Raw genomic sequence first — 11,996 nt, forward strand, 5'->3', positions numbered from 1 at the left:
CTCCCAAACCAAGGTTTTTGAGAACCTCTGCGCTCAACCCTGCAGCGGCAATTTCTTTTAACGCATTGGCGATTAATGGGTACTGTTTATGCGGATTATCAGCAGCAATATGCTTTTTCATCTGATCATCAGCGTAGCCCTTTACCTCAATAACTTTATCGTCAACGTACTGACGCGTTGCCAGCACAACCGACGGATCAATTTTCAGGGAAATTGACGATGTGCTCGACACAATCAGAATCATGCGAATGGTCTGCGTGCGACCGCTGCCTTCCTGCAGCTGAGGCTTGTATGTCTCCGGGCAGTTAGCCACGGCGATCAGAATGCCGTCGTCGTCGTAGAGACCGATCTCTCGGATCCAGAAACCGCCCTCGTTCTCGGGAATAATCTGTTCAGCGATGATCTGGCTGGTATTGTTTGGGTCAACAGCGAGCAGGTTCAGCGGCGCTATGCGTTTTTGGTTGACGAGCTTCGTCTGCGCCGGATCGGGGGTTGGCAACGTTCCGTTGGCGTCGCCTACCGCCATTTGCGTCAGGTTGAGTTGCGTACCAAGTGCCGTCGCGTTAGCTAGCCGCGCCGCGCCCTGATTCGTCAGTATGGCAAAATATTTTGCGGTCATGCGTTCACTCTCAGGTTATCAATCAAATGGATGGCCGAGGCCGGGTAATAATCACCACCGACAATAAGTTCCTCTGTGGTGTAGGGGTAAACAGCCAGCGCATCGCCGTGATAGCATCCTGCGCCAACATAAAACTCTCCCGTTGAGCTCAGGCTGATAGCCAGCCCGGTCATATGTCTACTTGCCGGTTTGGCATCTTCAATGAGCCGTTCAAGCTCCTGATACATTTCGTCAGTGATGCCGTTATCAAGCACACCGACAACCAGACGGAACGTGCCTGGCTCCTCACCGAGCTGCCACCACTCGCGCACCTCAATCAAGAAACCAAGCGGTTCCACCACACGACGCAATGCGCTGATGGTTCCTTTGTGCTGATGGACGAAAAACGAGGACATAATGACGCTGCGCTTCGTGCTCTCCGGCCACGCCTCATCCCAACGGTCTACCGACAGCGCCCATGCCAGGTAGGGAAGTAAATTCACCGGGCACGCGCTGGGGTTCCATAAGGTGCGTAGCGGTACCGGCACTCGTTCAATATTCGAGAGCGCTGCGGCAGCGGCGACTTCCAGCGGTGATGACCCAACGGGTAATAGCCTTTCACTCATCCGAACCCCCGATCGCTATCTGATACGAGGTACAGTTCGAGGCCTGCGACTTACTTAGCACAATGTCAGAGTGGGGAGATTCCAGTTCAACGCGCTGCACGCCTTCAACGTGCAGTGCTGCATAGATGGCCGACAGACGGATATCGCGTCCAAGGCGATGCTGTGCGCTGATATAATTCTGCAGCTTCTGCTCCGCTGCCTGCCTGATGGGTTCAGACTCTGGTCCGGGATAAACGTAGAGCGTCGCGTTTATCTGGTAAGGCACAATTTCTGCCGACTGGACCGTTACACGATCGCCTACGGGGCGGACGGTTTCAGCATTAAGTGCTTTTTCAACAACCGCCAGTAGTTCAGGACGAGCGGTACCATCACCCTCACGGGATAACACCGAAATCGTCACATGTGCAGGCTGAGGGCTTTCAACCGAAACGTCAGCGACCCGTCCGTCGGCACTTCGACCATGATATTCATAGGCTCCAACCGGCCCCGCGACGCTCAACCCTTCAAATGCCTGCTGCGCACGCAGCCGCAGGTCGGCATCAGACTCCATGATGGCAGCCGTCGGCGGAATGGTAGTGTCATCGCCCGGGGTGATGGTCAGGCGTTCGGTATTATTGTTTCCCGCAATAATGTCCAGATCGTGACCGGAAGAATAGGCCAGCGTCACGGCCAGCGCAGCCTCATTAACCCGCTGGCGCCAGATGACTTCCCGGTAGGCGTTCTCCTGCAGCAGCTTCACAATCGGCTCGGATTCCAGCGTCAGCGTCCGTGCAATCGCTTCTCGCTCCTCTTCCGGATAGAGGGAGACAAAGGTGGCCTTTCGTTCTGCCAACAGCGTTTCATAATCCACCTCCTCCACGACATCAGGCGCGGCGAGCTGGCTCAGATCAACAATAGCCATAGCGTTTAACTCAGTGAAATGGTGATAGAAAAGGATTGCCCGGAGGTCGGGCGCGTGCCGGTGATATCGACATACAACGTCCCGTCGTTCTCCGAACGCTCGAAAGTGATGGCCGTCAGGCTTATCCGCGGCTCCCATTTCTGGATGGCGGAATAACAGGCGGCCATGATTTGCAGGCGCAGCGCCGGACTCTGCGGCCTGTCGATCATCGCCGCCAGCAGCGAGCCGTAATCCCGCCGCATGACCCGTGAGCCAATCGGCGTAACCAGAATGTCGCGCACGCTTTGACGGATGTGTTCCGCCTCTGAAATGCTCAGCCCGGTCTGCCTGTTCATCCCCCTGTAACGCACCGTCATTGTGTCCCCTTAGTCCAGCTTCCGCCGCTTTGCACACTGCCGTGCGCGTGGTTATCCACCTGCACCCCGTTGGAGGTGAATTTACCGCCGGAATGCTCAATATTTCCGGCCATCACACCGCCCTTCTGCACTTCAAGAGAGGCAGTAATTAACCTGTTGGTACACACCACTTCAGGCGTATCCAGCGTGATGCGGGACGTTGACGTCACCCTCACCTCCGGCACGGTGGCGGTCAGCGATTCAGAGGCGGTAATATCGGCCGTTTTAATGCCAGCAACCGTCAGCGCCCCGCGCCCGGGTTCGTACTCGATCACCGCGCCGTCAGGGAACGAGACGTGGAACGCGTCAGGTGACCCGGACGGCGCCGGATGGTCGTCAGAGAAAATGCCGGGCAGCACAAAGGCGGTATCAAGCTCACCGCCGATGGCCAGCAGCAGCACCTGTTCCCCCTCGGAAGGAGCCCACCAGACGCGCGAACGTCCCGCACGACAGGTTAGCCAGTTCAGCCAGGTGGTTTTCATCCCGCCGGTCTGGACACGACAAAGCCCTCTGCTGAGGTCAACATCGGTCACAACACCGATACGAATAAGATTGCGGATCGCGCGAGCGATGCCGTTCATGGAAGTTAATGTATTCATGAGAAGAGAATGCCGTTCAGGAGGAACGGCAGCAACGAGACGGGGTTTTCTGCGGGATGATACAACAAGCGATCCAGACAGCAGGCGCCAGGCGGCCTTCAGCGCGGGGAAATTAGTCCTCCCACTGGCTGACCAGCTCGCCGTTGACGTACAGCGCCTTCGGCCGCGTGACGGGCTCCGGCAGCGGCGGCTCGGGGGAATACGTCGCGTGCAGAGCGCCCTGCTCCTGGGAAACAAGAATACGCTCGGTTAATTGCACGCTGATGGTGATATCCATCGTATCGTCATCGTTTAAGACGACCGCGAAGGTGTAGCCGTTTTTGCGTCCTTCATCGAGGGTAAAAATATCCGGCTGGTTTTCCCGAAGCCAGGCCAGCACCGGGACGAAAAATCCCTCGCTGTCGCCGGTGAAGCCGCTAACCTTCGCGTTCAGCGCATACCGCTTTTCAAAGGAGAGCGAGGAGGCTAGTCGGGCGTCAATATTGCCGCCTCCGACCGACATCTGCAGGCGCTCCGGGTTGGCATTGAGTTGGGGGATCGCGTCAATTAATGCCTGACGCAGGCTCTTGAGTTTGTGCATCGAGTTTATCCTGACAGTCTTTGATGGTTTCAACCTGCAGCGCGCAGGCGATAAGGGCGTATTCCAGCCTGCGAATATCCGCGCTGAGATCGCCGTTAGTGGCGGGTTCGCTTCCCGGCATCGGGCAGCTGCTCACCTTCGGGCAGGCGTTGTAAACAATGTGCTGCGGAGGCGCAGGCGGTGCGGGTGTGCAGCCTGCGGACAGCATCAGGCAGCTGAGCGGTATACCAGCGGCGTAACGCTTCATTTTCATTGAGTAATCTCCCGATAGTCGCTTCCCGTCTTGCCCTCTCCTCACCCGCAGTAGCAAGCTCCTCACGGAGCCTGACCTGGGCATTTTCATTTGCTTTGGCCATCCGTTGCGACAGGGACAGCTGCTGGTTAAGCGTGGCGAGGGCCGTTTTTTGCTCGCTGGCGACCCGGTTGGCCGTGGCTAAGGAACGCGACAGGTTCAGGTTGTCATGACGAAGCCACAGCGTGATGGCCAGCAGCCCGGCCAGCGCCAGCATGAGCGTTCTCATGGCAGCCCCTTCATGCACCAGGCCTTCTCGCGGACGCGACGGTTTTCCAGACCGGCATTTTTGACGCCGTTGACGTACACCCAGCGGGTAAGCTGCCCGCATGCCTGCGGCCACTGTTTACGTTTGATAAAGGACACCAGCGTCGAACGGCAGGCGGCGCCTGCGCCGACATTAAAGGTAAAACTCACCAGCGCGTCATAGACCCGGGGCGGCATCTCCACCGGCGCACACGCCACCAGACGCCGCTCAACGTTGAGCACATCAGCGACCAGATTTACCGCAGCCTCACGCTCGGTAATGTCCCGCGTCGGCACAACGTTTGCCGTGTGGCCAATGCCGGACGTCCATACGCCGGCGCTACACCGGTAGGGCGAGAGGCGACATCCTTCGAGATCGGCAATCAACGCCAACCCTTCCGGGGACGTTTTCAGTAATTGAAAGTCAGGCATCAGCACCGCCAGGGCCAGCACGCCGGCGACGCTGCAACGCTTAATGATTGAGTTCACGAATGCTCTTCTTATCGAGGCCAAGAGACTGGAGATAGCGCCAGGTTTTTCGCTTAAACCAGTAATTCGTTAATGCGGTAAAAATGGCGCACAGACTCCCCACGTACAGCGCGACTTTTTCAGGAGACATCGCCCCGAACCAGGCCAGCGCCACGGCCAGCCAATAGGCGATAACCGTGGTGATTTTCTCCAGGCTCAGTCCCATAGGTTTACGGATTCTTTTGTGGGGGCGCTATTCACCTCCGGCATCTCTACCGGCGTGCCGTGAGGCAAGATAACGCCTGACTCCGCGAGGCCAGGATTGGCCTTCAGAACGGCTTCAACGACGCCAGCCGTGCTCCCATAAAAGCGGGCGCAAACGGCATCAAGCGTGTCCCCCTGCATTGCATAGATTTTCATCAGACGCTCCCAACATCCGGTTTCCAGGTACCGTAGAGTTTCCCGGGCCAGCAGGCTTTTCGCTATCGCTGGCAGATGGACAATCGCAGGCACAACAGATCGTCCGCGAGCGGCGAAGCGTGATTCAACGGAAGCGCAAAACAGGAATGAGGGTGTTGGTACGGGCGATGACGCCGGGGCTAGCGCCAGCTCTCGTCTTCCCAGACTTCCCGGAGGATAGCGTCCAGCGCCTCGCGATCGGCTTCTTTTTCAAGCCCCTGGAGCTCGACCCCCGTCACCGATCCGATTTTCACGTTCACTCGCGATGACGGAAACAGGGATCGTATTCTGCGAGTCAGTTCGCACTGAAAGGCCTCAACGACGGCATGACCAATCTGCTGATCTTTATCGAGAGTAATGTTCACCCGAACGTTGCCCTCTTTTTTGATTCGTTCCGGAACAGGCGATGCTGAGAACACAACGGTAAATGCGTTGTTCTTGATTAAATTTCCCCGCGCAATCTCAGCAATCAAATTCAGGGCAATCTCACGATCTCTTTCCTGACACGTTCCTTCCGTCGTCAGTCGCGCAATCAGCTCGACTCGTTCAATCATGACCTGCTCGTTCAACTCTCTGTCCACACAACCTCCACCACGAGATACTGTATAAACATACAGTAGCACGTATTCATAAAAAGAGTGAAGCGAAAAATCAGAACCCTTCACGGTATGTGCATGATATGGATGGAGATTAGCGGGCTCTCTGAGCGAAGAGATCCGTTAAATACCCAATACGTTCAAGGATTTTCCGCGCCTTTTGCTGGTAAGAACACGGTGCCGGAAATAGCGATCCGTCAGCTGCGCCCCTGCACCATTTATCGTTAAAGCGGCTGATGCCTCCCGCCATCAGATGCAGGGCTTCTGCCCGGCTGATGGCTATCCCGGTGACGAGCCGTATCTCATCGATCACCTTCTCCGGTACGCCGTTCTGCGGGTCGCTCGCGAAGACGACGGGCGACGACGCGCCAGGGCGGATGAATTTGATGCGTTCGGTTAACGCCCGCCTCGCACGTCGGCTGAGGGGTTGAGAAAGATCGGTCTGCGTACAGTTATTGACAGAACTCCGAGAGGATACGGGCACATCCTTAAGTTCCGCGGCCCGCTTCGGCACAATTTTCCACTGCGTGAGTCGGGTTAAAACTGGGCTGCCCGCGCCAACGGCGGAATCGTACACGCCGCGGATGCGGACCGTTTCCTCGCCGTACTGGTTAAACCCGGCGCGCGGCTCATACAGCGTGCGCACCTGTAAATCATCGCGACGCACAAACGGCCCGCCCTGCGCAGTAACGTAACCCGCCCAGTCCCCGGCGTCGGCAGCCTCCTGGACGGCGGCAAACTCAGCGCTCAGACCGCGCGCGGCCTCGGTATCCACCAGACGTCGCAGCTCGCGGTAGACCGTTACCGGCGCGCCGCCGATGAACTGAAACTGGCGAATGTGCCAGCGCCCTGCCCAGGCCGACACGGCGGACGCCGTCTCCTTCAGCAGCCCACCGCTTTCGCTATCGGTCTCGCCATCGAGCGCATAGCCGTCGATATTCTTTGAGATGTATTTGGCGATATAGCCGGTAGCGCTGCCTTTCTGCGGATCGATCGCGTCCGCGTGAAAGCGCGCCTGTCTGGCGCTTTCGCTCTGCAACTCAGCGTTCTCCTCCTGCCGCGCGTAGTCCCCGATAATCCGGCGAACGCATTCGACGTCTTCCGGCAGCATAAACATCAGCATGTGCCAGTGGGGCGTACCGTCGTGATGGGGTTCCGCAACGCGGATACCAAAGATACGGCGCCCGTCCCGGTGCAGTTTTGCGCGGATACGCGCCCACAGGCGGGTAAAGTAGATTTGCGTATCCGTCGGGCTGGCCCCGTTCCACTTCGCGTTGGGGAAGCCTGATTTCAGCGTCGCGTGATACTGCGCGGGCGCGGTTAAGGTATAGAACTCGCCCACGTAGCCCAGCGACTCACAGATATTTTCAAACCCGCGGATGCGGGTCATCAGTTCACAGCGACGTATCGCCGGGTTGGCCACCGAGCTGTCGTATTTTTCAATCAGGCTGATGCGGTTTCCCTCTTCATCTTCCAGCTCCATGCCCTTGAGAAATTCGCGCGTGCGGCGCTTCTGCTCGCGCCACTCGGTCACGCAGCGTTTGCTCGCATACGCCGCTCTCCGTTTGCTGACGTTGCCGAGGGCAATCTGCAGATGTTCGCGCCAGGCAGCCGCGACCCGACGCAGGCGCCCGCGCCACCACGCCTCGGAAAACATGCGGATCACCGCCGCGGCAACGTCATCTTTGTTGAAAAATGTCTTCGACACCCGCTCCCAGTGCGGTGGCGACACGTTGAACTGTCGGGCGATCAGTCCTGCGCGCTGATACCAGACGTAAAGCGTCTGGTATTCGCCCATTTCAGCATCGTTAATATTCGCCAGCTCGCCGCGTATAAAGCTGGCGATATCTGCGGCCAGCAGGTCGATGTCCGCGCGGGACATATCCGGAAGGCGGTTATAGCGGGCCACCAGTTCGACCATCCGCGAGGCGAGGTATTGCAAAAGCTGAGTGTCGAAATGGCCGTCGAACACGGCCCTGGAGACTTCGTCGTGCAGGCCTGTGCAGACATAGAGATCGGAGACCCGCCGCAGGCGAGGTAACATCCTTTTGCAGAAGCGGATCAAAAAGGCGTTAGCCTGCGGGCTGCCCCGATGCTGTTCGAGGGCGTCAACCGTGCGCCAGATTTCGAAGCGTACGCAGTCGGGCTGCTGTGAAAGGGCAATTCTTGCCTGCTGCAGCGCCGCGAAAAGGCGATCGCGGCGCTGCTGTTGGGCATGGGTGAGATAAGGGCTGGCAATGGCCGACCGTGGGGCGTTCCACGGATAAGCAAATGACGTAGCCAACTTATCCTCCCCGGACGTGTTTATTTTTCATCTCTGCGATCTCCTGGCAGGTCACGCACAGGGCTACGCCGGGCACCGCTATTCGGCGCGCCTCCGGTATCGGCGCCTCGCAGTCCTCGCAGAGGAAACGCGAAGGCGATGCGGGTCGTCTGCGGGCGCGATTAATGTACCGCTCTCTGTCCTCCTGCTCGCGCGCCTGCGCAAGATCGATAAAATCGGCCATCAGTGCAGCTCCTGAGATTCGCGCTCGTAGCGAGCCGCCTCGTGGCACAGAAGTTCGGCAACGTCTTCTCCGCTCATACCGGTTTTGTAGATATGGCTCGCCAGCGCCTCCAGACGCAGGGAGACCGCGAGGGCTCGCGCGCATCGTTCCTCTGTTTTTGCCTCTGCCAGCAGGCGTTTCAGTTCTTCACTTCCGATCGGATAAGGGCGGTTTTCACTGTTTCGCATCACGCGTTCTCCTTAATTTCAGGCAATAGGGTGCCCGGCGGGTTTACGCCATTAGTTTTTGGGTTGGGTTATAGCGGCATGGTCAGCCGTTCAGGGAATAAACTCACAACAGCACGAAAATGGTTCATGGCGTTAATTAGCGCCCGTTTCTCTTCGGTCGTCAGCTCGCTGATATCGCACTCGTGGCGGGAGACGGGCAATCTCGCCAGGAAAAAGAGGGCGGCCAGCGCCCTGCTGTTCTCCTCAAAACAGGGATCGCGCTTATCGCGCATTTCAGCCATAAACCGCGCCAGCTCTTTTCCGCTATCGTTCCCGTATCGGGCGCGCAGTTCAGCGACGTGGTTAAGCCCGCTAAGACGCGCTCCCACGCTAAGTGGAACCCTTGCACGGGCAGCTTCTATCGCCATATCTCCCCTCGCGTAAATTCATGCACGCTAGTGCGCTGAAAACGGGCACAGCACGGTATTTTCCGCCGTTTGATGATTGCGATTTCAGATGCCATGCTGCATGATTCCCATTTTGATAATGTCTGCAATCATTAGCCTCTGTTTGCCAACGTCTGCCGCTGATTGCCCGAATTTGCAATGATACTAATACCCAAATGAGTACTAGTAAACACCCAAAGGAATATATTTTGATTTTAGATTCTCAAGTGAATAATGAAGAGTTACTCGATAGAATCTGTCAGGTATATGGTTTCACGCAGAAAATCCAGCTGGCCCGGCACTTTAATATCGCCGCCAGCTCGCTTCAGAACCGCTACGCGCGCGGTACCGTCTCTTACGACTTTGCGGTTCAGTGCGCGCTGGACACCGGCGCCAGCCTTCGCTGGCTGATGACCGGACAAGGCGCGCAGTTTGAAGGTCATCCCGCGCCGGGCGATCCGGTTTCGGTTTCCACATTCACACTGAGTGATGGAAGGCTGGAAGAAAATACCACTTTGAGTATCGACTCTGGTTTCTTTAGCAAACCGCTGGCTCGCGGCATCGCCGTTCGGGCGGAGGGAAAGCTGCACTTTATAGAAAAAGAAGCATCGTTAACCGACGGCCTGTGGCTGGTTGAGATTGAAGGCACCGCCAGCATCCGCGACCTCACGCTGCTGCCGGGTAAAAAACTCCACGTGGCGGGCGGCAAGGTTCCGTTTGAGTGCGGTATCGACGAGATAAAAACGGTGGGTCGCGTGGTGGGGATTTACAGCGAGGTTAATTGAGGGTGGGTCGTGAGAATCCTACTGGCGGTTGGATTTGTGAGCTCTACCCAAACGGTGCAAAAGGCAAACGTATCAGAAAGAAATTCGCTACAAAGGGCGAGGCTCTGGCATTTGAACAGTACGCCGTTCAAAACCCGTGGCAGGAAGAAAAGGAAGACAGGCGCACGTTAAAAGAACTCGTTGATTCATGGTATAGCGCTCATGGTATTACATTGAAAGACGGCTTGAAGCGCCAGCTAGCCATGCACCATGCTTTTGAGTGTATGGGCGAACCACTTGCACGCGATTTCGATGCGCAGATGTTTTCCCGCTACCGCGAAAAACGGTTAAAAGGCGAGTACGCTCGTTCAAACAGAGTGAAAGAGGTATCGCTTCGCACGCTTAATCTTGAGCTGGCCTACTTCCGGGCTGTGTTCAATGAGCTAAACCGCCTCGGAGAATGGAAGGGTGAAAACCCACTGAAAAACATGCGCCCATTCCGCACAGAAGAAATGGAAATGGCCTGGCTGACTCACGACCAGATTTCGCTACTGCTCGGAGAGTGTAAACGGCATGACCACCCTGATTTAGAAACTGTGGTAAGAATTTGTCTCGCCACTGGCGCACGGTGGTCTGAGGCCGAGAACCTGAGAAAAAGCCAGTTTGCGAAATACAAAATCACATACACCAACACGAAAGGCAGAAAAAACCGCACTGTTCCAATTAGTAAAGAGCTCTATGAGTCTCTGCCTGATGATAAAAAAGGCAGGTTGTTTAGTGATTGTTATGGCGCGTTCCGGTCTGCGCTGGAAAGAACAGGCATCGAATTACCGGCAGGGCAACTTACCCATGTTTTACGCCACACCTTCGCCAGTCACTTTATGATGAATGGTGTCTTGCAGCGCGTGCTCGGTCATACCGACATCAAAATGACAATGCGTTACGCACATTTCGCACCAGATCATCTGGAGGATGCAGTAAGGCTAAACCCACTGAACAACAACAGAGATTAGCCCCATTAAGTCATTTGCCGAGCATCTCTCTTAAATCTTGGGCCCAATGCGTATCGTCAGATTGGATCGTTCCTTCAACATCAGTAAGCAGTTTTTGCTCAAGAATTGTCTCGGCATTTCGACTCTGGCTAAAGTATCTTACCGTTTCGGCAAAGTCCCAATTCTTATCTGCAAGCAGGCGCGGCTGGAAAGAATGACAGTAGATTGCAGCTATATCTTTACCCATAAAGTCAAAATCAGAAATCAATTCGCAAATTTTCATATCACGTGCAAATTCGATCTGTGGGCCATGCAAGGTTTCATATCCAATATGAATTATTGTTGATTCTCCAATCGGAGCCTGCTTTACAGCCTGAACAAGTACCCTTTTTATATCTTTTGCCTTTTTATCGACAGACTCATCAGCGAGACAAATCCATTTTGCGCAGAAAGGCATTTCTATCTCATCAATGAATACGTTTATAGTACTAAGTTCATCATTGCTAAAAGTGCATAACTTTGCGTTGCAAACCATTGTATAACTTCCAAACGGATCATACTGGTCATCTAATAAGGAATTTAATTGAGGAGAAGGATATTTCACATGCCACTTTCTTAAGTGGTTATCCACCCGTTCCATATCAATTAAGTTAGCCTGAACCAAAATATCATCGCTCTCACATACTGCAAACTTACCTTTCACAAGATGATCAGAGCCGTAAATTTTTGCTACAGCACCGAGAAGCACATCGATACGCGTTTTGACTATTTCAGTTTTGAAAATCACATCAAAAAAAACTGGCTTATGGTATCGAGTAATCAATGGTCGAGCCATTTCCCACCGTTTCAACCACTCCGCCCTTTCTTCTTCTGAGTACTGAGTCACCTTTGCTAATCGCTTGCACTCAACATAAAAAATATCAGTGCCTTTAACAACTTTGAGGTCTGGTGTTTTATGAGCACCTGTTTCTGGAATGAACTCAACTTCCCAGCCATTTTTCAAATAGCAGATAGCCACAATCAACTCAAACAAAATGGAATCAGGCTGGTTGATTGTCTTAACAAGCAAGTCATTTAATTTGGATTCAATACCTTTGACCTGCTTCAACCTTTCGCTATGTTCACCGATAACTGCGAAAAAATGCCAAATTCTTGACGACTGAGCTGGCTCATCTACTGTTGGGCGATCAGCCAAAGATTCAGCTAAGTACAAATGACCTGCCCCCAGTGTTAGATACAACTATCAGTTAGTAATGTCGGTTTGTTTACCTTCACATTTTTCATTTCGCCACCGTGCTGCAAACTCTGATGGCGTCTGATA

19 protein-coding genes are annotated in these 11,996 nt (G+C 54.9%); 2 read left to right on the forward strand and 17 right to left on the reverse strand.

Annotated elements, in window-relative coordinates:
• From ACOTZC_RS22565 to ACOTZC_RS22640, 16 genes are all read right to left on the reverse strand, one after another.
• The coding region (locus ACOTZC_RS22565) for a phage tail protein (protein WP_047174531.1) at positions 1 to 619 on the reverse strand (619 nt) is incomplete at its 3' end.
• Positions 616 to 1,224, reverse strand: a complete 609-nt coding sequence (locus ACOTZC_RS22570) for a phage tail protein I (protein WP_029741411.1) — start codon at positions 1,222 to 1,224, stop codon at positions 616 to 618. The genes ACOTZC_RS22570 and ACOTZC_RS22565, both read right to left, overlap by 4 nt.
• Complete coding sequence (locus tag ACOTZC_RS22575; protein ID WP_213751809.1) at positions 1,217 to 2,125, reverse strand: baseplate assembly protein; 909 nt, start codon at positions 2,123 to 2,125, stop codon at positions 1,217 to 1,219. Before ACOTZC_RS22575 ends, ACOTZC_RS22570 begins: the two co-directional genes overlap by 8 nt.
• A 5-nt stretch (positions 2,126 to 2,130) precedes the next feature.
• Complete coding sequence (locus ACOTZC_RS22580; protein ID WP_023309241.1) at positions 2,131 to 2,481, reverse strand: GPW/gp25 family protein; 351 nt, start codon at positions 2,479 to 2,481, stop codon at positions 2,131 to 2,133.
• A complete protein-coding gene (locus ACOTZC_RS22585) occupies positions 2,478 to 3,119 on the reverse strand; it encodes a phage baseplate assembly protein V (RefSeq protein ID WP_045404079.1) in 642 nt (213 codons plus the stop codon). The genes ACOTZC_RS22580 and ACOTZC_RS22585 overlap by 4 nt, the downstream gene beginning before the upstream one ends.
• Before the next feature lie 112 nt (positions 3,120 to 3,231).
• Positions 3,232 to 3,699: a phage tail protein gene (locus tag ACOTZC_RS22590; RefSeq protein ID WP_045404081.1), complete on the reverse strand. Its 468-nt coding sequence runs from the start codon at positions 3,697 to 3,699 to the stop codon at positions 3,232 to 3,234.
• Positions 3,662 to 3,907 carry an Rz1-like lysis system protein LysC gene (gene lysC / locus ACOTZC_RS22595; RefSeq protein ID WP_196238647.1) on the reverse strand — a complete coding sequence of 82 codons (246 nt, stop codon included), beginning with the start codon at positions 3,905 to 3,907 and terminating at the stop codon, positions 3,662 to 3,664. Before lysC ends, ACOTZC_RS22590 begins: the two co-directional genes overlap by 38 nt.
• Positions 3,795 to 4,220 (reverse strand): Rz-like lysis system protein LysB, encoded by a 426-nt coding sequence (gene lysB, locus ACOTZC_RS22600; RefSeq protein WP_045404083.1) that lies wholly within the window; start codon positions 4,218 to 4,220, stop codon positions 3,795 to 3,797. Before lysB ends, lysC begins: the two co-directional genes overlap by 113 nt.
• Positions 4,217 to 4,726, reverse strand: coding sequence for a lysozyme (locus ACOTZC_RS22605; protein WP_252041167.1), 510 nt, complete (start codon positions 4,724 to 4,726; stop codon positions 4,217 to 4,219). Before ACOTZC_RS22605 ends, lysB begins: the two co-directional genes overlap by 4 nt.
• Entirely contained in the window at positions 4,710 to 4,931 is a 222-nt protein-coding gene (locus ACOTZC_RS22610) for an HP1 family phage holin (protein ID WP_023309247.1), read from the reverse strand. Before ACOTZC_RS22610 ends, ACOTZC_RS22605 begins: the two co-directional genes overlap by 17 nt.
• On the reverse strand, positions 4,922 to 5,125 hold the full coding sequence (locus ACOTZC_RS22615; protein WP_421636031.1) for a tail protein X: 204 nt from the start codon (positions 5,123 to 5,125) through the stop codon (positions 4,922 to 4,924). Before ACOTZC_RS22615 ends, ACOTZC_RS22610 begins: the two co-directional genes overlap by 10 nt.
• Positions 5,126 to 5,304: 179 nt before the next feature.
• A complete protein-coding gene (locus tag ACOTZC_RS22620) occupies positions 5,305 to 5,745 on the reverse strand; it encodes a DinI-like family protein (protein WP_029741403.1) in 441 nt (146 codons plus the stop codon).
• Positions 5,746 to 5,854: 109 nt separating this feature from the next.
• Positions 5,855 to 8,044, reverse strand: coding sequence for a replication endonuclease (locus tag ACOTZC_RS22625; RefSeq protein ID WP_421636032.1), 2,190 nt, complete (start codon positions 8,042 to 8,044; stop codon positions 5,855 to 5,857).
• A gap of 1 nt (position 8,045) precedes the next feature.
• Positions 8,046 to 8,267 (reverse strand): TraR/DksA family transcriptional regulator, encoded by a 222-nt coding sequence (locus tag ACOTZC_RS22630; RefSeq protein ID WP_045404086.1) that lies wholly within the window; start codon positions 8,265 to 8,267, stop codon positions 8,046 to 8,048.
• The gene (locus ACOTZC_RS22635) at positions 8,267 to 8,494 is read right to left on the reverse strand and encodes a DUF2732 family protein (protein WP_023309252.1); all 228 of its coding nucleotides are present in this window, start codon (positions 8,492 to 8,494) and stop codon (positions 8,267 to 8,269) included. Before ACOTZC_RS22635 ends, ACOTZC_RS22630 begins: the two co-directional genes overlap by 1 nt.
• A 68-nt stretch (positions 8,495 to 8,562) precedes the next feature.
• The gene (locus ACOTZC_RS22640; protein WP_023309253.1) at positions 8,563 to 8,901 is read right to left on the reverse strand and encodes a DUF5347 domain-containing protein; all 339 of its coding nucleotides are present in this window, start codon (positions 8,899 to 8,901) and stop codon (positions 8,563 to 8,565) included.
• Between the two features lie 227 nt (positions 8,902 to 9,128).
• Between ACOTZC_RS22640 and ACOTZC_RS22645 the strand changes: the two genes are divergently transcribed.
• Together ACOTZC_RS22645 and ACOTZC_RS22650 are read left to right on the forward strand one after the other, a co-directional pair.
• The gene (locus ACOTZC_RS22645; protein ID WP_047174524.1) at positions 9,129 to 9,704 is read left to right on the forward strand and encodes a phage repressor protein CI; all 576 of its coding nucleotides are present in this window, start codon (positions 9,129 to 9,131) and stop codon (positions 9,702 to 9,704) included.
• A gap of 2 nt (positions 9,705 to 9,706) precedes the next feature.
• On the forward strand, positions 9,707 to 10,696 hold the full coding sequence (locus ACOTZC_RS22650) for a phage integrase (protein WP_213751812.1): 990 nt from the start codon (positions 9,707 to 9,709) through the stop codon (positions 10,694 to 10,696).
• A gap of 10 nt (positions 10,697 to 10,706) precedes the next feature.
• Here the strand turns inward: ACOTZC_RS22650 and ACOTZC_RS22655 are convergent, their stop codons facing one another.
• Positions 10,707 to 11,888: a hypothetical protein gene (locus ACOTZC_RS22655; protein WP_421636033.1), complete on the reverse strand. Its 1,182-nt coding sequence runs from the start codon at positions 11,886 to 11,888 to the stop codon at positions 10,707 to 10,709.
• Positions 11,889 to 11,996 lie beyond the last annotated feature (108 nt).

The sequence above is a fragment of the Enterobacter cloacae complex sp. SHL009 genome, assembly GCF_049237205.1.
Classification (GTDB): domain Bacteria; phylum Pseudomonadota; class Gammaproteobacteria; order Enterobacterales; family Enterobacteriaceae; genus Enterobacter; species Enterobacter cloacae_M.

Excerpts from the sequence above, each read along its gene's own strand:
- ACOTZC_RS22570 (WP_029741411.1), bottom strand. The coding sequence starts at position 1,224 with ATGAGTGAAAGGCTATTACCCGTTGGGTCATCACCGCTGGAAGTCGCC.
- ACOTZC_RS22575 (WP_213751809.1), bottom strand. The coding sequence starts at position 2,125 with ATGGCTATTGTTGATCTGAGCCAGCTCGCCGCGCCTGATGTCGTGGAG.
- ACOTZC_RS22580 (WP_023309241.1), bottom strand. The coding sequence starts at position 2,481 with ATGACGGTGCGTTACAGGGGGATGAACAGGCAGACCGGGCTGAGCATT.
- ACOTZC_RS22585 (WP_045404079.1), bottom strand. The coding sequence starts at position 3,119 with ATGAATACATTAACTTCCATGAACGGCATCGCTCGCGCGATCCGCAAT.
- ACOTZC_RS22590 (WP_045404081.1), bottom strand. The coding sequence starts at position 3,699 with ATGCACAAACTCAAGAGCCTGCGTCAGGCATTAATTGACGCGATCCCC.
- lysC (WP_196238647.1), bottom strand. The coding sequence starts at position 3,907 with ATGCTGTCCGCAGGCTGCACACCCGCACCGCCTGCGCCTCCGCAGCAC.
- lysB (WP_045404083.1), bottom strand. The coding sequence starts at position 4,220 with ATGAGAACGCTCATGCTGGCGCTGGCCGGGCTGCTGGCCATCACGCTG.
- ACOTZC_RS22610 (WP_023309247.1), bottom strand. The coding sequence starts at position 4,931 with ATGGGACTGAGCCTGGAGAAAATCACCACGGTTATCGCCTATTGGCTG.
- ACOTZC_RS22615 (WP_421636031.1), bottom strand. The coding sequence starts at position 5,125 with ATGAAAATCTATGCAATGCAGGGGGACACGCTTGATGCCGTTTGCGCC.
- ACOTZC_RS22630 (WP_045404086.1), bottom strand. The coding sequence starts at position 8,267 with ATGGCCGATTTTATCGATCTTGCGCAGGCGCGCGAGCAGGAGGACAGA.
- ACOTZC_RS22635 (WP_023309252.1), bottom strand. The coding sequence starts at position 8,494 with ATGCGAAACAGTGAAAACCGCCCTTATCCGATCGGAAGTGAAGAACTG.
- ACOTZC_RS22640 (WP_023309253.1), bottom strand. The coding sequence starts at position 8,901 with ATGGCGATAGAAGCTGCCCGTGCAAGGGTTCCACTTAGCGTGGGAGCG.